Annotated in this window: 14 protein-coding genes; 4 read left to right on the top strand and 10 right to left on the bottom strand. The window is 69.0% G+C overall.

Annotation, left to right across the window (positions count from 1 at the left end):
- Positions 1–338: 338 nt before the first annotated feature.
- Positions 339–956, top strand: coding sequence for a GNAT family N-acetyltransferase (locus tag ACZ5WC_RS10660; protein WP_468540432.1), 618 nt, complete (start codon positions 339–341; stop codon positions 954–956).
- Positions 957–1059: 103 nt separating this feature from the next.
- Here ACZ5WC_RS10660 and trxA read toward each other — a convergent pair whose 3' ends face one another.
- From trxA to ACZ5WC_RS10625, 7 genes are all read right to left on the bottom strand, one after another.
- Positions 1060–1392 (bottom strand): thioredoxin, encoded by a 333-nt coding sequence (trxA, locus tag ACZ5WC_RS10655; protein WP_468540431.1) that lies wholly within the window; start codon positions 1390–1392, stop codon positions 1060–1062.
- Positions 1393–1448: 56 nt separating this feature from the next.
- Positions 1449–2420 carry a thioredoxin-disulfide reductase gene (gene trxB, locus ACZ5WC_RS10650; RefSeq protein ID WP_096630046.1) on the bottom strand — a complete coding sequence of 324 codons (972 nt, stop codon included), beginning with the start codon at positions 2418–2420 and terminating at the stop codon, positions 1449–1451.
- 125 nt (positions 2421–2545) lie between these two features.
- Positions 2546–3535: an anti-sigma factor family protein gene (locus ACZ5WC_RS10645; RefSeq protein WP_468540430.1), complete on the bottom strand. Its 990-nt coding sequence runs from the start codon at positions 3533–3535 to the stop codon at positions 2546–2548.
- Complete coding sequence (sigM, locus tag ACZ5WC_RS10640; RefSeq protein WP_468540429.1) at positions 3532–4251, bottom strand: RNA polymerase sigma factor SigM; 720 nt, start codon at positions 4249–4251, stop codon at positions 3532–3534. The genes ACZ5WC_RS10645 and sigM overlap by 4 nt, the downstream gene beginning before the upstream one ends.
- A 101-nt stretch (positions 4252–4352) precedes the next feature.
- Complete coding sequence (locus ACZ5WC_RS10635; protein WP_468540428.1) at positions 4353–6086, bottom strand: protein kinase family protein; 1734 nt, start codon at positions 6084–6086, stop codon at positions 4353–4355.
- Positions 6087–6215: 129 nt separating this feature from the next.
- Entirely contained in the window at positions 6216–8369 is a 2154-nt protein-coding gene (gene murJ, locus ACZ5WC_RS10630; protein WP_468540427.1) for a murein biosynthesis integral membrane protein MurJ, read from the bottom strand.
- A gap of 50 nt (positions 8370–8419) precedes the next feature.
- Entirely contained in the window at positions 8420–10705 is a 2286-nt protein-coding gene (locus ACZ5WC_RS10625; protein ID WP_468540426.1) for a DUF6049 family protein, read from the bottom strand.
- Between the two features lie 182 nt (positions 10706–10887).
- On the opposite strand from ACZ5WC_RS10625, the gene ACZ5WC_RS10620 reads away from it, so the two are divergent.
- The gene (locus ACZ5WC_RS10620; RefSeq protein ID WP_468540425.1) at positions 10888–12330 is read left to right on the top strand and encodes a CCA tRNA nucleotidyltransferase; all 1443 of its coding nucleotides are present in this window, start codon (positions 10888–10890) and stop codon (positions 12328–12330) included.
- A gap of 101 nt (positions 12331–12431) precedes the next feature.
- Here the strand turns inward: ACZ5WC_RS10620 and ACZ5WC_RS10615 are convergent, their stop codons facing one another.
- The 3 genes from ACZ5WC_RS10615 to ACZ5WC_RS10605 form a co-directional block, all read right to left on the bottom strand.
- Entirely contained in the window at positions 12432–13700 is a 1269-nt protein-coding gene (locus ACZ5WC_RS10615) for an MFS transporter (RefSeq protein WP_468540424.1), read from the bottom strand.
- A gap of 125 nt (positions 13701–13825) precedes the next feature.
- Positions 13826–14908, bottom strand: a complete 1083-nt coding sequence (locus ACZ5WC_RS10610; protein WP_096630034.1) for an inositol-3-phosphate synthase — start codon at positions 14906–14908, stop codon at positions 13826–13828.
- A gap of 59 nt (positions 14909–14967) precedes the next feature.
- Positions 14968–15657: a PadR family transcriptional regulator gene (locus ACZ5WC_RS10605; protein ID WP_468540423.1), complete on the bottom strand. Its 690-nt coding sequence runs from the start codon at positions 15655–15657 to the stop codon at positions 14968–14970.
- 400 nt (positions 15658–16057) lie between these two features.
- On the opposite strand from ACZ5WC_RS10605, the gene ACZ5WC_RS10600 reads away from it, so the two are divergent.
- Positions 16058–18832 carry a transglycosylase domain-containing protein gene (locus ACZ5WC_RS10600; protein ID WP_468540422.1) on the top strand — a complete coding sequence of 925 codons (2775 nt, stop codon included), beginning with the start codon at positions 16058–16060 and terminating at the stop codon, positions 18830–18832.
- A 140-nt stretch (positions 18833–18972) separates the two neighbouring features.
- Positions 18973–20475: a glycosyltransferase family 87 protein gene (locus ACZ5WC_RS10595; RefSeq protein ID WP_468540421.1), complete on the top strand. Its 1503-nt coding sequence runs from the start codon at positions 18973–18975 to the stop codon at positions 20473–20475.
- Positions 20476–20516 lie beyond the last annotated feature (41 nt).

Below are 20516 nucleotides of genomic sequence, written 5' to 3'. Positions count from 1 at the left end.
TTAGGCAGCCTAGGAGAGCAGAAATAGCCATCTAATCCCCCCTCCCCCACCACCCCCCCCCCCCCCCCCCCCCCCCCCCCCCCCCCCGCCCCGCCCTTCGCCCTGTCTCGGTATCCGTATCACCTCTGGGTGGATACGATGCGTTTGGGATGGCGCATCCATGGTGATCGACCTCAGAGGAGGGCGGGGGCCTTGCGAAGAGTGAGCCGCGGTCGGCTTGTCACGGTCGGGCTGGGCCTGGGCGCCGTCGGGGGGTTCGTCGGCAGCCTGTTCCACGAACGGAGCACGCTGGCAGCCGCACGCGCAGCGGCGGGCGCAGGAAATGAGGTATCGCCGTCATGGGGCGTCGGCTTGTACCACTCACCCTGGACAACCTTCCGGATCTCCCCGAGCGCTGCCGCTCGTGCGTCTTCTGGGAGCTTGACCCGGTCAGTGGAGAAGCTGCGGTAAAGGCAGGCAAGCCGGAGCTGGAGAAGGAAGCCTGGATCTCCGCGGTCCTCCTGGAGTGGGGCTCCTGCGGCCGGGTCGTCTATGTGGACGACGTGCCGGTCGGCTTCGTTCTCTACGCCCCTCCCGCCTACGTCCCCCGTTCGACGGCCTTTCCTACGAGCCCGGTCTCCCCTGACGCCGTTCAGCTCATCACCGGTCTGATCATTCCCGAGTACCAGGGGCAGGGGCTCGGCCGCGTCATGGTGCAGACCGTGGCCAAGGACGTCTTGCGCCGGGGTTTCAAGGCCATCGAGGCGTTCGGTGACGCCCGCCCCACGGACACCGCATGTGTGCTGCCCGCGGACCATCTGCTGGCGGTCGGCTTCAAGACCGTGCGGCCGCACCCCACCTACCCGCGGCTCCGACTGGAGCTGCGGACGACGCTCTCCTGGAAGGAAGACGTGGAGATGGCCCTGGACCGGCTCCTGGGGGCGGTCCAGAAGGAACCCGCGCTGCGCCCACTCTGAACCGGGCACGCTGTTCCCCTGTCCCTGACATGCGGAACGGGCCCACCCCCTCATCAAGGGGTGGGCCCGTTTCACGTGAAACATTGCGCCGGAGCGCAGACCGCTACTGGCCGATGAAGCTTTCGAGGTCGCGGAGGATCGCGGCCTTCGGCTTCGCACCGACGATGGTCTTGGCGACCTCGCCACCCTGGTAGACGTTCAGGGTCGGGATGGACATCACGCCGTACTTGGCGGCGGTCCCCGGGTTCTCGTCGATGTTGAGCTTGACGATCTCGATCTTGTCGCCGTGCTCGGCTGCGATCGCCTCTAGCGAGGGGGCGATCTGGCGGCACGGACCGCACCAGGCGGCCCAGAAGTCGACCAGAACGGGCTTCTCGCTCTTGAGGACGACCTCCTCGAAGGTGTCGTCCGTAACGTGCTTCAGGTCGCCGGCCACGGCGGCCTCCTTAGTCTCTCGGGTGAAGTCTCTCGGGGTGGGTGAGATGAGGAAGTTCAGACGGCCGGGGTCTTCTCCGGCTCGGCGGGCTCTGCGTCGGCCAGGGCGGCCAGGAAGCGTTCGGCGTCCAGGGCGGCGGCGCAGCCGGTACCGGCTGCCGTGATGGCCTGACGGTAGGTGTGGTCGACGACGTCTCCGGCTCCGAAGACACCGGTCAGGTTGGTACGGGTGGAGGGCGCCTCGACCTTCAGGTAGCCCTCGTCGTCGAGCTCCAGCTGCCCCTTGAAGAGCTCGGTGCGCGGGTCATGGCCGACGGCGATGAACAGGCCGGTCACGGGAAGCTCGGACGTCTCGCCGGTCTTGGTGTTGCGCAGGGTCAGACCGGAGAGCTTCTGGTCGCCCTTCACCTCGGCGACCTCGCTGTCCCAGGCGAACTTGATCTTCGGGTCGGCGAAGGCCCGGTCCTGCATTGCCTTGGAGGCGCGCAGGGTGTCGCGGCGGTGGACGATCGTGACGGACTTGGCGAAGCGGGAGAGGAAGGTCGCCTCCTCCATCGCGGTGTCGCCGCCGCCGACCACGGCGATGTCGTGGTCCTTGAAGAAGAACCCGTCGCAGGTGGCGCACCAGGAGACGCCGCGTCCGGAGAGGGCGTCCTCGTTGGGCAGTCCGAGCTTGCGGTGCTGGGAGCCGGTCGTCACGATGACGGACTTGGCGCGGTGGACGGTGCCCGCCGTGTCGGTAACGGTCTTGATGTCACCGGTGAGGTCGACCGCGACCACATCGTCGGGGACCAGCTCGGCGCCGAAACGCTCGGCCTGGGCACGCATGTTGTCCATGAGCTCGGGGCCCATGATGCCGTCCTGGAAGCCGGGGAAGTTCTCCACGTCGGTGGTGTTCATCAGCGCGCCGCCAGCCGTGACGGCGCCCTCGAAGACCAACGGGTTGAGCGCGGCGCGGGCGGTATACAGCGCGGCGGTGTACCCGGCCGGTCCGGAGCCGATGATGATCACATTACGGACGTCGCTCACGGGTTTCTTCCTCGTCTCTGCAGACTGCCTACTGCCTACGGGGGTCGGTTCAACGACTCTCACCCCACCCAACGGATCCTACGGGTGATGCATTCCCGCCGTGCCGTAGCGGTCCCCGGCGGTCCTCAGGGGCGGTCGTAGGCGCGCGTGAGCAGCAGCTGCCCAACGGACTCCGGCGCGGTGTCCACGCAGGAGGCGGCCACGACATAGGCCTCCACGCGTGAGGGGTCGCTCGTGTGCGGAAGGACGACGAGATAGGCGTCCGTCCCCCGGTAGGTCCCCTCATCCAGGGCCAGGGCGGGCGTGGTGCGGCCGGTGGCTTGTTGGACGCACGGGGGTACGGCGACGGCGGGGGTCTTCATCGGGTTCTTGGAGATCTCGGATTCGGGAGTGAAGGCCTCGCTCGTCGACTTGGTGTCGGCGTTCGGCGGCACTTTCTTCACCCCGGGGCTGGCCTGGCTCCCCTCGTCGCCGATGAGGTCCTGGACCTGGGCTTCGAGCGTGCCGTCGGTGTAGGCGTGCGCACCGCTGTCCGACGCGCTGACCCCTCTGTCGGCCTTCGTCGGCGAGGAGTCACCGGTCAGGTCGAGGGACTGGAGGAAGAAGACGCTCATCCCGACGAACGCTGCTCCGAACGCGGTGCCGAGGATTGCGGCACGGCGGCGGCGCCGGGCAGGTCGACGGCCCGGGCCGGTGGGGGCGGAGGACCGGCCGACGGGGCGGCCCGGGGCGGATCTGCCGCTACCGCTGCCCACGGATGAGCCCCGGGACATTGCGGTTTCTGCTGCTCCGGCTTCTCCGGCCTGTGCCTCTCCGGTCTCCGTTTCACGTGAAACATTGACCGGCCCGTCCACGGTGGGTGAGAAGGGACGGGCCTCGGCCGCGAGTGCCGCGTCGATGCGGGTAGCGACGTCCTCGGGCATCGGCTCGGGGTCCGGCAGGGTTCCGAGCAGACCGCGGATCTCGTCGAGCGAGTCCCGTACCTCCGCGCAGAGGTCGCATCCCGCGATGTGGCGGAGGACTTCTTCGGTGCGGGAGGGGGAGAGCAGTCCCTCGGCGAGATCGGAGATCTCGGAGACCTCCGGGTGCTGAGCCGTGTCGGCCGTGGGGGTCACGGGCGCCCACCTCCTCCCTTCGCAGCGGCAGGATCGCTTGTTCCTGCGTCTCGTGGTCCTGACGCCGGTGGGACGGATCGGCCGGACGTCCGGTTCCTTCCGGTGGCGTCATTGTTCTCGTCGGGGTCCTGTCCCCCGGCCTCTCCGCGTAGATGGCGGACCAGGGGGGCCAGTCTCGCCCGGCCCCGGGCGCACCGGCTTTTCACGGTGCCGGACGGCACGTCCAGGATGCTGGCGGCCTCCGCGACGGGGTAGCCCTGCATATCGACGAGGACGAGGGCGGCTCGTTGTTCGGCGGGCAGTGTGGCCAGGGCGTCCTGGAGCTGGCGGTGGAGGTCCTGGCGCACGGCGGGGGCCTCGGCCGACTCGTGGGGTTCCAGGAGCTGGTCGAGACGCTCGGCGTCGTCCACGGGAGACGTCTTACGGGAGGCCGCCTTGCGGACCCGATCGAGGCAGGCGTTGACGGTGATCCGGTGCAGCCAGGTCGTGACGGCGGACTGGCCCCGGAAGGTGTGGGCGGCCCGGAAGGCGGAGACCAGAGCGTCCTGGACGGCGTCGGCCGCCTCTTCCCGATCGCCCAGGGTGCGCAGTGCCACGGCCCACAGGCGGTCGCGGTGGCGGCGTACGAGCTCACCGAAGGCGTCGGGGTCGCCGGCGACATGCCGGGCGAGCAGGTCCGCGTCGCTCGATCCAGGATCTGTGGGTCCGGCGACCATTCCTCTCCCCCGAACTGTGCAGAATGCCGACTGCGGTGTTGAGCCCGGAGGGGCCCCGGCTCAACACCGTACAGCCGGGCCGATACGGAATCTGCCCTAGGTCACCCAGTGAACTGGACGTCCGTCACTCCCTGCTTGTATCCGTCCCTGCTGTAGCTGTCGGCGGGCGACCTCGGCACGTCGGTGATCCAGACGAGGACGAACCGCGTGCTGACGGGTTCCTTCGTCTTAAGGGTCGCAGTGGATCCGGTGGTCTCCGTGTCGGCGATCTTCTTCATGGAGCTCAGAGGCGCCGATGTCGAGAGGGAGTCGGCGGCGTACAGCGCGATCCTGGTGCGCTCCCCGGTGAACTTGAGCCCGATGGACGCCGCTGAGACCTTCTGATCGGCCCCGATCTCGTACATGATCCCGATGCCCTGCTTGAACGGGGCCAGCTGCGGTCCGTCCACGAAGGTCTTCGAACGCCAGTAGGTCGCAGGGTCGCCGTCATGGGTCAGGCCCACATCGCCGGGGTCCTGTGCTTTCCCGTCCGGGGAGTATTCGACGGCGTCCTTGATGGCGAGAGGCTTCGGATCCGCCTTGCCCTTGCCGTCGTCGGCCGGCTCGGAAGTGCCCTGTGTGGGAGGGGGGTCCCCCGCGCTGCCCCTGCGGTCCAGCAGGGTCTCCGCGAGCTGCCAGCTTCCGAGGCCCAGTGCGGCGATGAGGAGCGCCGAGACGGTCCACTTGAGCGCTCGGCCGGCACGGCTCTGCAACGGGGGCGGAGGGACCGGCATCACGGGCTGGGTGACTGCGGACGGGTGGGAGGACGGGCGCCCGTACGTGCCCTGCTGATAGGTGGTCCGCTGGTAGGCGGGCGGCGCGGTGAACGTGGGCTCCGGCGGAAGGATGCGCGGCATGGCCGCGACGGCCTTGGCCAGTTCGTCCGGGGTGGTGCAGGGCGGTTCCTGCCGGGAGGCGGTCGCGCCGTCGTTGGCGAGCGCACGCATGGCGAGCTCCGACAGGCCGCGGTGGACTCCGGCACGGACCTGGTCCGGGGCGATGAGCCCCAGGCCCTTGGGCAGTCCGGCGAGCCCGTGGGCGTCGTTCTCGTACGGCCAGCGGTGGGTCAGCGCGGCGTAGAGCAGGGCGCCGATCGCCTCGGTGTCCGTGCGGAGAGGATGTTCGGCGGTGATGCCGCGCAGGGCGGCGTTCACGGCCAGGCCGCGGATCCGGTACTGGCCGGTGGAGCTGCGCAGCACCGCGCCGGGGGTGAGGCGCAGATGGGCCAGGCCCTCGCGGTGGGCGGCGGCCATCGCCTGGGAGAGCTGGTTGACGAGTTGGTAGGCGTCGTGCGCCTCCATCGGCCCGGCGGCGAGCAGAGCGGTGAGCTCGGTGGCGTCCGGGAGCCACTCGTGGACGACGTAGACGAGGTCGTTCTCCTCCACGGCGTCCAGGACCTGCACGAAGCGGGGGTCGCCGAGCAGCGCCGACGAGCGCGCCGCGGCCAGCACGGAGCGGGCTCGCGGATGGTCGGCGGGAAGCAGGTGGACGCCCACCGCGCGGCGGAGTTTCTCGTCGACCGCACGCCAGCTGCTGAAGCCGTCCAGACGGGTGACGCACTCCTCCAAGCGGTAGCGCCCGGCGAGTTTGTGACCGCTGTGCAGATCGGGTGACGCCGGGACGGCCTCGGAAAGCGTCCGCCCGCCGTTCGTGTTCTCGGCGTCCTCGGGGCTCGCGCCCTTGGTGTCCTCGGCTTGCGTCGTCCCGTCGGTCGTGGCCGCGTCCGCCTTGGCGGTCAGCGGCTTGTCGCCGCTGTTGTCGGCCACGTCGACGGCAGCCGTGCTACGTTCCGCCACCGTCGTTCCTGCCTCCCCATCCGTTGCGCGATGCCAGCCAGCTCTGCACAGTCACGCCAATTGTGCCCACACTCCGGCGCTATGCACGACACGCGGAGTCCGGCGATGCTTGTGCGGGCGTGCGCTCATTCAGCGGCCGAGCCGTCCCCGGACCATGCCGACCAGGCCGTTGACCTCTTCGATGCGCATCTTCTTCGCGGCGACGAAGAAGACGGCCATCAGGAGGACACCGCCGCAGATCAGCGCGGCCAGCGAGCCGAGCGCGCCGTTGCCGAGAAGTTCGAGGATCGCGAAGCCGACGCCGCCGCCGATCAGGGCCGCGGGCACCGCAGCCATGCAGAGGCGGGCGTAGGTCCGCACGATGTGCGCCCCGTCCAGATCGCCGCCCAGCCGGGTGCGCAGCCGGCGCCAGGCGACGCCCACGCCGACCGCGTAGGCCAGTCCGTAGGAGAAGGCCATGCCGACGACGGCCCAACGGGGGGGCAGGACGACGTAACAGAGGGCGGAGGCCGCTGCGTTGACGGCGGCCACGATGACGGTGTTGTAGAACGGGGTGCGGGTGTCCTCGTAGGCGTAGAACCCGCGGAGCACGACGTACTGCACGGAGTACGGGATCAGGCCCAGGGCGAACGCCATGAGGATGAAGCCCATGGAACGGGCCGCTTCGGCGCCGCTGGACGCGTACAGCAGGGTGCACATCGGCAGGCCGAGCGCGAGGAACGTGAAGGCTACCGGCACGATGGCGACAGCCGAGTTGCGCAGCCCCTGCGAGATGTCGTCGCGGACCGCACCGGGGTCGTTGTCGTGGGCGGCACGGGAGATGCGGGGAAGCAGTGCGGCCATGACGGAGACGGTGATGATGGCCTGGGGCATGCCCCAGATCAGCTGGGCGTTGGAGTAGGCCAGGAACCCGGTGCCGTCCTTGCCGGAGAGCTTGCCCGCGGCCGTGGCGAGCTGGGTGACGACCAGCACGCCCGCCTGGTTGGCCAGGACGAACAGGACCGTCCACTTGGCCAGCTTGACGGTCTTGCCGAGCCCGTGGCCCTTCCAGTCGAATCGGGGGCGGAAGCGGAAGCCGGTCTCGCGCAGGTAGGGGATCATCGCCAGCGACTGGACGACGAGACCGAGCAGGGTGCCGATGCCCAGCAGCCGGATGCCCTCCGGCGGGATGGTGTCGACGCCCATCCGGGATTCGGCGGAGGTGCCGTAGACCCAGATGAAGAGCCCGAACGTGATGATCATGACGATGTTGTTGAGGACCGGCGTCCACATCATCGCGCCGAACTTGCCGCGAGCGTTGAGGATCTGACCCATCACCACGTGCACACCCATGAAGAAGATGGTGGGCAGGCAGTACCGGGCGAAGGTCACGGCGACGCTGTTGGCGGCCACGTCGTCGGCGATCGTGTTGGACATCAGCTGGATCAGCACCGGTGCGACGAGGACCGCGGCGGCGACGATCAGGCCGAGCGCGATCATCACCAGGGTCAGCAGGCGGTTCGCGAAGGCTTCACCGCCGTCCTCGTCGTCCTTCATGGCACGGACGAGCTGGGGGACGAAGACCGAGTTGAGGCCGCCGCCGACGGTGAGGATATAGATCATCGTCGGCAGGGTGTACGCGATGGTGAAGCTGTCGCCGAGCAGTGCGGCGCCGAGTGCGGCGGTAATCACCAGGGACCGGACGAAGCCGGTGAGCCGGGAGACGAGCGTGCCCGCCGCCATGACCGCGCTGGACTTGAGGAGACCGGATACCTTGCCGCCGCCCTTGGCGGGCGCGGGTGCGGGAGCAGGCTCGGGCGGGTCCGCGGGCTTCCCCGACCCCTCCTGGTCCCGGAAGAGATGGGCGAACGCGTCCGGCTCCTGGCGGTCGTCCGACGCCTGGGTGACCAGGTCGTCGACGCCGACGAACTGCGTGGTCTCAGGCCGGTCGCCATAGGGGAGGTGCCGGGAGGGGCCCGCGGGCTCGGGCGGCGGGGTCTGGGCCCAGATGCGCGGGTCGGGGGCGTGCGGGGCGGCGGGCGGCTGCTGGTAGAGCGGCTCAGGCTCCTGGTAGGTGCCTGGAGGCGGCGGCGGATGTGCGGCGCGGTCGTACAGTGCCTCGCCCACCGGGTCCTGGGCGGCCAGGCCGTGGGCGCGGTAGGGGTCGTCCTCGTAGGCGTGCTGGAGGTACGGGTCAGGCTCCACCGAGCCGTCCCAGCCCGCGTCCGGAGGAACCGGAGGCCCGCCCGGAGCAGCCGCTCCGCCCGCGCCCTGCCCGCGGTCACCGTCGTACGGCGCGTTCATCGAAACCCCTACCTCATCGTCCCCGGCCGACCGGCCACGACAGACATCGCTCAACGGTCCACTTTCTCACCCGTCCCCGACGGGGCCCCGCTTTCCGGACCGGTGTCCGGGGTCGGGTCACTCGGCTGCTCGGGTTCGTCGCCGTTGCCGTTCGCCGTGTCGCTTGCCACGGCGCGCTTGCGGTGGCTGTACATCCGCACGCCTGCCAGCACCAGGAGCAGCAAGCCGCCCGCGATCACGAGCAGTACGGTGGGCGTCACCTCGGAGACCTTCACGGTGAAGGTCATCTCCTCGCCGTACGGGGTGCCGTCCTCCGTGTAGAGCCGGGCGGTGACCTGAGCCCGGCCGTTGGCGCTGGTCGCCGTGTCGAACTTCACCGACTGGCTGTGCCCGCCCGCGATGCTGACAGGCAGCTCGGCCTTGTTCCCGTCGTCGTTGAACTTGAGCCGGATGTTGTCCGAGGTCAGCCGGAGAACCAGCCGGTCGACGCCCTGCACCAGCTTGTTCTGGACCGTCACCGGGATCGTCGCGCTGCGCCCGGAGAGGGTCACGTCCGACTTCTCGATGAGCTGGACCTCGTTGGTGAGGCTTTGGAGGTAGTCGCGGACCGCGTCCCGGTACTGCTGCGCCTCCAGGGACCGGCCCCGCCAGGACGTCGACATCGAGCGGTTGACCGCGTTGCCGAAGGGCGTCACCACGCGCTCGGGCTGCGTGAGGATGGTCTGGAAGCCGTCGAGGGAGCCCTGGGTGGCCCGGATGTCCTGGAACGCCTGGGTGGGCAGCTCCTGCTCGCGGAGCTTCTTCGGGTACGCGGAGGCCCGCGGGATCCTGGTGGTGGCCTGCGGGTCAGGCTTCTCATCGGAGGCGGCGACCAGGTCGGACGGCTGCGTCCAGCGGTTGCCCGACAAACTCTCCAGAGCGCGGGCCATCGTCTGGGCCTGGGCGGTGGTGGGCATCCGCGGCGGCGCCACGACGATGCTGCGCTCGTTGTCGGGGACCTGCTCGGTCAGCGTCAGGGTGTGGGCGAGGAACTTCTGGACCGCGAGGGTGGAGGTGTTCGCCCTCGACATGTCCCGGTCGAACGCGGTCGACAGCCGGACGTCGGCGACGACCGCGGTGGTCCCGCCGCCGATCGGCCGGGCCGCGGTCGGGGTGTACGGGAGCTGCCCGGCCTCCCTGAAGCTGTCGCTGCGGGCGATGACGTTGTGGGCACCGGCCGAGGTCGCCACATCGACGATCGAGGGGTCCACAGCGCCGTTCACGGGCCAGGCAAAGTCGGTGGACGGTTTCACGTGGAGGATGGTCTCCACCGTGGTGGCGGCCACCGTGGAGGCGTTCTGGAGATGGCTGAGCGTGCCGGAGACGGTCTTGCCCCGGTGTGCGATGGAGGCCAGATCCGGGTCGGCGAACGGCAGCGCGATCACCTTGCCGTCCTCCACCACCTTCTCCAGGGCGGTGATCCACCGTCTCGCGGCGGCCTGGTTCCTGCCCGGGACGGTCGTGTCCCCTGACTGGACCTCGTACCGCCCGGCCATCGCGGCGACGCTCGCCAGCAGGTCCGGGTCGATCACCCAGGTCACGGGCAGCCGACTGCCCAGGGCCACCATCCGCTCCAGCCGACCGCCGGGCGCGATCTCCTTGGCCAGGTCGTCGTCGGTGAAGACGGGCGTCTGCTGTTCGTCCGAGCGGGTCTCCGCCGTCACATGGGGAGACGCGATCAGCGGCCACAGGAAAGTGAGCTTGGTCCTGCTGTCGCTCGCCTCGGGCTGCCAGGGCAGGAACGAGCGCTCGATGCCCAGCACCTGCTCGTAGGGAGCGGTGTCGGTACGGCCGGAGACCGAGATGCCTAGCTGGTAGACGCCCGGGTCGTCCAGACCCAGCTTGTCCACGGGCACGGAGAGCGTGAAGTCCTGGCTGATCCCCTTGCGGAGCTTGGGGAACTTCACCGTGTACTTTTCGCCGATGGCGGCCGGGTCGACGCCGGGAATGTAGCGGGTGCGCTTGGCGGCGTCGTCGACCTGTCCCCGGCCGGAAAGCCGCGGGCCGACCCGCAGATCGACCTCGGCGTCGTCGATCGTCTCCTTGCCCCGGTTGGTCAGCGTCCCGGAGACGGTCAGCGTGTCGTCCTCCGTGGGAACGCTCGGTGAGAGCGTGTCGAGAGATACATCGACCGTACGGGAACCGGTGGGGGCCTTGGCGGGTTCAGCGGCCCCGGCGGCCGGTACGGTCAGCAGACCGGCCAGCAGCGGCGCTCCGAGCACCACGGAGGCCGTGCGCCGCAGCCACCGGCGGGCAGGAGAGGGACGCGTCCCCTGGAAGTCTGCCGCCTCGGCCACGCGCCTACCCGTCCCTTGTCGTCGTCAGGTTCTGTCGGTCGTTGTCGGTCCTGCGTCCCCGCATGGTAACGAGGAGCGCCGGGCCGAAGTGCTGGGGTCCGTGCCACATGATCGCGGGTCTCCCGCAGGGTCCGGGTAAACGATGACGCCCCGGCCGGTCGGTGCACGTACCCTTTTCTGTTGTGCCGAACGCCAACGAAGAGAACACCAGTGCACTGAGCCAGGTGCAGCACCGCGCGGTGAGTGAGCTGCTGCGGGTGTCCCCGGTCGCCGACGACCTCGCCCGCAGATTCCAGCAGGCCGGATTCGGTCTTGCGCTGGTCGGCGGCTCGGTCCGCGACGCGCTGCTCGGAAGGCTCGGGAACGACCTGGACTTCACCACCGATGCCCGCCCCGAGGACGTACTCAGGATCGTCCGCCCCTGGGCCGACTCGGTGTGGGAGGTCGGGATCGCCTTCGGTACCGTCGGCTCCCAGAAGGACGGCTACCAGATCGAGGTCACAACCTACCGGTCGGAGGCGTACGACAGGACTTCGCGCAAGCCGGAGGTCTCCTACGGCGACTCCATCGAGGACGACCTCGTGCGCCGTGACTTCACGGTCAACGCGATGGCCGTGGCGCTGCCGCAGAAGGAGTTCATCGATCCGCACGGCGGACTGAAGGACTTGGCCGATCGGGTGCTGCGTACCCCGGGAACGGCTGAGGAGTCCTTCTCCGACGACCCGCTGCGCATGCTGCGCGCCGCCCGGTTCGCCGCGCAGCTGGACTTCGAGATTGCCCCCGACGTGGTGACCGCGATGACGGAGATGGCCGCACGGATCGAGATCGTCTCCGCCGAGCGGGTCCGTGAGGAGCTCAACAAGCTGCTGCTCTCCCAGCACCCCCGCAAGGGGCTGGGCCTTCTGGTCGACACCGGGCTGGCCGGGCACGTGCTGCCCGAGCTTCCCGCGCTGCGGCTGGAGAGTGATGAGCATCACCGTCATAAGGACGTCTACGAGCACTCGCTGACCGTCCTGGAGCAGGCGATCGGCCTGGAGGAGAACGGCCCCGACCTCGTACTGCGTCTGGCCGCGCTGCTCCACGACATCGGCAAGCCGAGGACCCGCCGCTTCGAGAAGGACGGCCGGGTCTCCTTCCACCACCATGAGGTGGTCGGCGCGAAGATGACCAAGAAGCGCCTGACCGAGCTCAAGTACTCCAACGAGCTGGTCAAGGACGTGTCGAAGCTGGTGGAGCTCCACCTTCGATTCCACGGTTACGGGGACGGGGAATGGACCGACTCCGCCGTACGCCGGTATGTGCGGGATGCGGGGCACCTCCTCGGCCGTCTCCATAAGCTGACCCGGTCGGACTGCACGACCCGCAACAAGCGCAAGGCGAACGCGCTCTCCCGCACCTACGACGGGCTGGAGGAGCGCATCGCCCTGTTGCAGGAGCAGGAAGAGCTCGACTCCATCCGCCCCGACCTGGACGGCAACGAGATCATGCAGATCCTCGATGTCGGCCCCGGGCCGGTGATCGGCAAGGCGTACGCGTTCCTGCTGGAGCTGCGGCTGGAGAACGGCCCCATGGGGCGGGACGCCGCGGTCGCGGCTCTCAAGGAATGGTGGGGAAAGCAGGGCTGAGCCCGGACGGTGCGATGTTTCACGTGAAACATCGCACCGCCCGTTGTGCCGAGGGGTGGTGTTTCACGTGAAACACCACCCCTCGGCACAGGTGTGAGCGATTACTGCCTTGGGCCGGAGTGCCGCCAGCGGAACATGGCCACCGCGACGACCGCGTACAGCGCGGCCACCACTGCCAGCACAGCGATGGACCTGCCGTCCGGAGGCAGCATCAGGGCCGCCACTCCCGCCGCGCCCACGAACGCGACATTGAAGAGCACGTCGTAGAGAGAGAAGATCCGGCCGCGGAAGGAGTCGTCGACCGAGGTCTGCACGACGGTGTCCGTTGCGATCTTCGATCCCTGCGTCACGATGCCGAGAATGAACGCGGCGATCAGCATCGGGAGCGGGGCGAAGGAGAGGCCCAGGGCGGGCACCAGGATCGCCGCGGCCCCGGCACAGGTCACGATCCACCCGTACCGTCCGAGCCGGCCCACGGCCCAGGGAGTGACGACGGCGGCGACGAAGAACCCGGCACCGGAGGCCCCGACTGCCAGGCCGAGCAGGGCCAGCCCGTCGGACTCGGTCTCCGACCAGGCATAGCGGCACAGCATGAGCACCATCACGGTGAGCGCGCCGTAGCAGAAGCGGATCACGGTTATGGCGGTCAGCGCCCGGGCGGCGTGGGTGCGCTGCGCCAGATGGCCCAGTCCGGCGACGAGCCCGCGCGCCGTGACCAGCAGAGCGGTCCGCAGCCGCAAAGCGGTCCCGTCGGTGTCGGGCCCCAGCAGGCCGCGCGGCAGGCTCAGCGAGGCCAGCGCGGACAGCAGATAGAGCATCGCCCCCAGCAGGACGACCGCCGCGTCGGACTCCTCGGCCACCAGCCGCACGGCGAAGGCCAGGCCCCCGCCCGCGGTGGCGGCCAGGGTGCCGGCGGTCGGGCTGAGCGAGTTGGCGACGACGAGCCGGTCGGTGTCCACCACCCGGGGCAGGGCAGCGGAGAGACCGGCCAGGACGAAGCGGTTGACCGCGGTGACGCAGAGGGCCGAGGCGTAGAAGAGCCAGTCGGGCACCGCCGCGAGGATCAGCAGGGCCGTACAGCAGGCCAGGGCGGCCCGCAGGAGGTTCCCGTACAGGAAGACCTGACGGCGCGACCAGCGGTCCAGGAGTACTCCGGCGAACGGGCCGATGAGGGAGTACGGCAGAAGGAGCACCGCCATCGCCGAGGCGATGGCGGCCGCCGAGGTCTGCTTCTCCGGGGAGAAGACGACGTACGCGGCAAGAGCGACCTGGTAGACGCCGTCGGCGCACTGGGAGAGGAGCCGCACGGTGAGAAGGCGCCGGAAGTTCCGAAGGCGCAGCAGCAGGCGCAGATCACGCGCGACAGACATGGGAGCAAGCGTCACACACGTCGGGGGTCCGCGGGCGGATTGCCCGGGGACCCCCGACGTGCGGCAGGAAGAGGTGAGCGTCGCCGCTCAGAGCTCTGGTGAGGCTGTCAGCCGAGACGGCCGTTTCAGCGCTCGGTCTCGCCCTTGATGAACTTCTCGACGTTCTCGCGGGCCTCGTCGTCGAAGTACTGGACCGGCGGCGACTTCATGAAGTAGCTCGACGCGGAGAGGATCGGGCCGCCGATACCGCGGTCCTTGGCGATCTTCGCCGCACGGACGGCGTCGATGATGACACCGGCCGAGTTCGGGGAGTCCCAGACCTCAAGCTTGTACTCCAGGTTCAGCGGAACGTCACCGAAGGCGCGGCCTTCGAGGCGCACGTACGCCCACTTGCGGTCGTCCAGCCAGGCCACGTAGTCCGAGGGGCCGATGTGGACGTTGCCCTCACCGAGCTCACGGTCGCGGATCTGCGAGGTGACGGCCTGCGTCTTGGAGATCTTCTTGGACTCCAGGCGCTCACGCTCAAGCATGTTCTTGAAGTCCATGTTGCCGCCGACGTTCAGCTGCATCGTGCGGTCCAGGATGACACCCCGGTCCTCGAAGAGCTTCGCCATCACACGGTGCGTGATGGTGGCGCCCACCTGGGACTTGATGTCGTCGCCGACGATCGGGACACCGGCCTCGGTGAACTTGTCCGCCCACTCCTTGGTACCGGCGATGAAGACCGGGAGAGCGTTGACGAAGGCGACCTTGGCGTCGATGGCGCACTGCGCGTAGAACTTCGCAGCGACCTCGGAACCGACGGGCAGGTAGCAGACGAGGACGTCGACCTGCTTGTCCTTGAGGACCTGGACGACGTCGACCGGGGCGTCCGCGGACTCCTCGATCGTCTCGCGGTAGTACTTGCCCAGACCGTCGTGGGTGTGGCCGCGCTGGACGGTCACGCCCGTGTTCGGCACGTCCGCGATCTTGATGGTGTTGTTCTCGCTGGCGCCGATGGCGTCCGCGAGGTCGAGGCCGACCTTCTTCGCGTCGACGTCGAAGGCGGCGACGAACTCGACGTCACTGACGTGGTACTCGCCGAACTGGACGTGCATCAGACCGGGCACCTTGCCGGCCGGATCGGCGTCCTTGTAGTACTCGACGCCCTGCACCAGCGAGGCGGCGCAGTTGCCCACGCCTACGATGGCTACGCGAACCGAACCCATTCCGGTTGCTCCCTGTGTAATCGGTGTTTCCGATGAAGCCTCCGCGGAGTGCGGTGACTTCACTTGGCGGTGTCGTCGGACGGATCCGGCGGGGTGGTGTCCCGGCGCCGGGGCAGGCCGCCCGTCTCTCCTGGTGTGTCCTGCTGAGCGGAGTCCTCGGATGTGGATCGTCGCCGATCCCGTCCCGATCGCTCGCTCTCGATGAGCTCGTTCAGCCAGCGCACTTCGCGCTCCACGGACTCCATGCCGTGCCGCTGCAGCTCAAGTGTGTAGTCGTCGAGTCGTTCGCGGGTGCGGGCGAGGGAGGCGCGCATCTTCTCCAGACGCTCCTCCAGCCTGCTGCGCCGGCCTTCGAGCACCCGCATCCGCACATCGCGTTCGGTCTGCCCGAAGAAGGCGAAGCGGGCTGCGAAGTGCTCGTCCTCCCAGGCGTCCGGACCGGTGTGGGACAGCAGCTCCTCGAAGTGCTCCTTACCTTCTGCCGTCAACCGGTAGACGATCTTGGCCCGGCGTCCCGTGAGAGAGGAGGCGGGTGCGGGCGTGGTGTCCGTCGGCGCGCCGGCGGGCTCCTCGATCAACCAGCCGCTGGCGACCAGCGTCTTGAGGCAGGGGTAGAGGGTTCCGTAGCTGAAGGCACGGAAGATCCCCAGCGAGGTGTTGAGGCGTTTGCGCAGCTCATAGCCGTGCATCGGCGATTCGCGGAGCAGGCCGAGAACGGCGAACTCCAGGATGCCGGAGCGTCGGCTCACTGTCGCCTCCTCCTTCTCCCGCTGCTGCCGCTGACACGGTCCGCCGGATCCACCGGCGTACTTATGCCGCACTGATGTATCGACTCGATACATCAGCACGATAGATCGGTCCTTCCGGTTCGACAAGGGCGACCTTCGTGAACGGCGTCACATCGTCAATTCCCAGGGATCGACTTGCGTCGTTTGGGGTGAAGTTCGGCCCTAGGTGGGTTTTGACCGTGCGTAGTCTGTGCGGCATGCAGACCACCGGGAACCGCAAGGCGCCTTCGCGCGTCAGTTATCGCGGACTGCCGGATGTACTGCGGATGAGCCTTCCGCAGTGGCTCGTCCGTAATTCGGGGGGACCGGATCTCAACTGCCGCTTCCAGGCGCTCTCGCCTGCCCGAGGAGTAGTCGTTCCATGAGCGAGCACCGTCGCAAATCGCCTCAGCCACAAGGTGGCGGGCGTGCCGCGGCCAGACGAGCCGCCCAGCAGTCGACCGGACGCCGAGGAGGCCCGTCACGCAGGGCAACGTCCGTATCACCTTCCGAATCGCCGTCCGAGTCGTACGGTGAGGAGCGCCAGTACGGCAGCCGCGCTGAGGCCCGCCGAGCGGCTCAGCGGGGCGGCCGGCGCCGGGGCGCGGACGCCGGGGGCCACGGCGCGGGCGGCGGCGGTGGCCGACGGCGCGGTGGCGGCGGTTCCGAGGGCCCGGGGGGCAGGGGACGCGACAACGGCGGGCCCGGCAAGAAGCGTTTCATCGACTACCCGCGCTACGGCAAGTACGGATTCCGGCGCTGGGTGCCCTCGTGGAAGCTGGTTTCGGGAGTCTTCCTGGGGTTCTTGGGGCTGCTGATGGGCGTGGGGGGCGTCTCGTACGCCCTGGTGTCCAAGCCGAACATCAACGAAGCGGCCGAGGCACAGAACAACGTCTACTACTGGGCCGACGGTACCCAGATGGTGGCGACCGGCGGTGTGGTGAACCGCCAGGAGATCAAGTTCGAGCAGATTCCGGTCGCGATGCGCAACGCCGTGATCTCGGCCGAGAACAAGAGCTTCGAGACGGACCGGGGCATCGACCCGGTGGGTATCGGCCGTGCGCTGTTCAACATGGCGACCGGTGGTGAGACCCAGGGCGGCTCCACGATCACCCAGCAGTACGTCAAGAACTCCCGGCTCAACCAGGACCAGACGCTCACCCGCAAGTTCAAGGAACTCTTCATCACGCTCAAGGTCGGCGGCGAGATGGAGAAGAACGACGTGATGGCGGGTTACCTCAACGTCTCGTACTACGGACGCGGTGCCTCCGGGCTCCAGGCAGCGGCCCGCACCTACTACGACAAGGACGCCACCGATCTGAACCCGAGCGAGTGCGCCTTCCTGGCGACGCTGCTCAAGGGGGCGAGCTACTACGACCCGGCCGGCGCCCCCGAGATCGACAAGAAGAACGCGACCAAGGAGAAGAACACCAAGCGGGCCATCAGCCGCTGGAAGTGGATCCTCGACGAACAGGTCAAGGACGGTCGCATGTCGGCGGAGGAGCGCGCCAAGTACACGAAGTTCCCCATGCCGAAGGAGCCGCGGAAGGACGCCAAGCTCGGTGGCCAGACCGGCTACCTGGTCGACCTCGCCAAGAACTACTTCCTCGCCAACAACGGCCAGAACATCGACGCCAAGCAGCTGGACCTGGGCGGCTTCGAGATCCACACCACCTTCGACAAGAAGAAGGTGAAGCAGCTCGAAGACGCGGTGAAGAAGGTCTACGACGCCAAGATCCGGCCCGAGGAGCGTCCCGAGACGGACACGCACGTCGAGTTCGGCGGTGCCTCGGTGGATGCGAAGACCGGTGCCATCCTCGCCACGTACGGCGGTCAGGACGCCACCAAGCACTTCACGAACAACGCGGATGCCACCGGTGCCCAGGTCGGCTCGACGTGGAAGCCCTTCGTCCTGGCCGCTGCGATGCAGTACGGCGTACGCGACCCGAACCTCGGCAGGGAACAGAGCAACTCCGAGCGCACCCAGATCTCACCGGAGAGCATCTACAACGGTGACAACAAGCTGCGGATCAGGGACTACACCGGCAAGGTCTGGCTGAACGAGAACGGCGACGACTGGCTCCAGACGAACGACGGTCAGGCGGACTACGGCGAGATCGATCTGCGGAAGGCCATGGAGCAGTCCGCCAACTCCCCGTTCGTGCAGCTCGGCATGGACGTCGGGACGGACAAGGTCAAGGACGTCGCCGTCGCCGCCGGGCTCAAGGACGACGACTTCATGGCGGATGCCTCCGTCCCGTCGTTCTCCATCGGCACCTCCTCGCCCAGCGCCATCCGCATGGCGGGCGCCTACTCCACCTTCGCCACGAGCGGCCAGCAGAACGACACGTACTCGGTGACCGAGGTCAAGAAGGGCGGCGAGGTGGTCTTCCAGCACAAGAGGAAGCCCAAGCGCGCCTTCAGCCCGGACATCGCCGACAACATCACGGACGTGCTGAAGAACGTCGTGGAGAACGGAACGGGCAAGCCTGCCCGGCTGGAGGGCCGCGAGGCCGCGGGGAAGACGGGTACGACCGACGGCAACCGGTCCGCCTGGTTCGTCGGCTACACCCCGCAGATCTCGACGGCGATCAGCATGTTCCGGATGGACGACGACGAGACGAACAAGAACCGCGAGTTCGAGGAGATGTTCGGCACCGGTGGCGAGAAGAAGATCCACGGAAACTCGTTCCCGGCCTCCATCTGGCACGACTACATGACCGCGGCGATGAAGGGCAAGAAGGCCATTCCCTTCCCGGCGGCGAAGGACCTGGGCGAGACCGTCTGGGGCGGTGGCGCGGTCAGCCCGAGCCCGACGCCCAGCCCGACGCCGACCCCGACACCGTCCGACGACCCGACGACCCCCACGCCGACGCCGACCACCCCGAGCCCGACGCCGACGCCGAGCACGACCTGCGGGGTCTTCGACTGGGAGTGCCAGACCGCCGACGGCGGTGCGAACGCCGGCGCGGACGGCGGCGCCAACAACGGCGGCGGTGATAACGCCGGTACCACCGAGGGCGGTGATAACGCGGGAGCCGACGGCGGAGGCGACAGCTCCGGCACGACCGACGGCACCGACAACGGCGGCGCCGAAGGAGGAGCCGGTGGCCGTCCGGGCGGGGGCGGCAGCACGATCTGGGGCAACGCCGGATAGCCGGACCGGTCGGCCGGGCTCTCCGGGGCCGACCCACCGCAGCGGCGAGGGCCGTCGTACCCACCCGGTACGGCGGCCCTCGCCGTGTCCCCCGGGCGGGCCTTGCCCCGGGCACAGCCCCGTACGGCAGGATGTGCGGCATGCCAAGCCCCAGCGCAGAGGACACGAGCGTGCAGCAGCAGGAGCGGCCCGTCGTGCGGCCCACCGATCAGGACGAGGTCGCGGCGGCCGGGAGCGAGCTGTTCGGCGGCCGGGTGGGACGCTGGGCGCGGCTCGGCGACGGACCGCTCACGCCCGTGCGCGTCGTCGCGCTGGTCATGATCGGGACGTTCGCCCTCGGCATGGTGCAGAAGATCCCCTGCTACGAGTGGGCGTGGTTCCGCGGCGCCACCTCGCAGTACACGCACGCCTGCTACTCCGACATCCCGCACCTGTTCCTGGGCCGGGGCTTCGCCGACGGGCTCGTGCCGTACTTCGACCGGCTGAGCGGCGATATGCAGTACCTGGAGTACCCCGTCCTGACCGGGGTGTTCATGCAGGTGGCGGCCTGGCTCACGCTGACGCCCGACAGCGACCCCATCCAGCAGCGCGAGCAGATGTACTGGATGGTCAACGCGGGCATGCTGATGATCTGCGCGGTGATCATCGCCGTGTGTACAGCACGCACGCACCGGCGGCGCCCCTGGGACGGGCTCCTGGTCGCGCTGGCCCCCGCGTTCGCCCTCACCGCGACCATCAACTGGGACCTGCTGGCCGTGGCCCTGACGGCCGCGGCGATGCTCATGTGGTCCCGGGGCAGGGTGCTCGCGTTCGGCATCCTCATCGGCCTCGCGACGGCCGCCAAGCTCTACCCCGTGCTGCTGCTCGGCCCTCTCCTGCTGCTCTGCTGGCGGGCGGGCAGGTGGCGCGAGTTCGGTACGGCCCTGCTCGGTGCGGGGGCGGCCTGGCTGGTGGTGAACTTGCCGGTGATGCTGTACGCCCCCGAAGGGTGGCGGAAGTTCTACACCTTCAGCCAGGAGCGGCCGATCGACTTCGGCTCGTTCTGGCTGATCATCACCCAGCGCACCGGCAAGCCCATCGAGGTGGACACCGTCAACACCGCCTCGGTGGTCCTGATGGTCGTGTTCTGCGCGGGCATCGCGGGCCTGGCGCTCAGCGCCGCGCGCCGGCCGCGCTTCGCCCAGCTGGCGTTCCTGGTGGTGGCCGCGTTCATCCTGACCAACAAGGTCTACTCACCGCAGTACGTGCTCTGGCTGATCCCGCTGGCCGTCCTGGCCCGGCCGCGCTGGCGCGACTTCCTGATCTGGCAGGCCTGCGAGGTCATGTACTTCCTGGGGATCTGGTTCTACCTCGCGTACACCAGCGGCGGGGACACGCACCAGGGCCTGCCGCAGGAGGGCTACCAGCTCGCGATCGCCCTGCACCTGCTGGGCACGTTGTACCTGTGCGCCCTGGTCGTCCGGGACATCCTGCTGCCGGAGAAGGACCCGGTGCGCCGGGACGGGTCGGACGATCCGTCGGGCGGGGTGCTCGACGGGGCGCCGGACGCGTCCGCGCCGGAGCCCCGTCGAGCAGCGCACCCGGCCGAGTCGGTCGACGGACCTCCGGTGGAGTGGGGCACGGCATACGCCCGCTCCGACTGACGCCCCGACCGGGCCCGGCCTGATGCCTGATCCAGACGAAA

The organism is Streptomyces sp. NPDC033165, assembly GCF_055577965.1.
The sequence above is the reverse complement of the archived record's forward strand: the minus strand, read 5'-3'. Positions and strand labels throughout refer to the sequence as shown.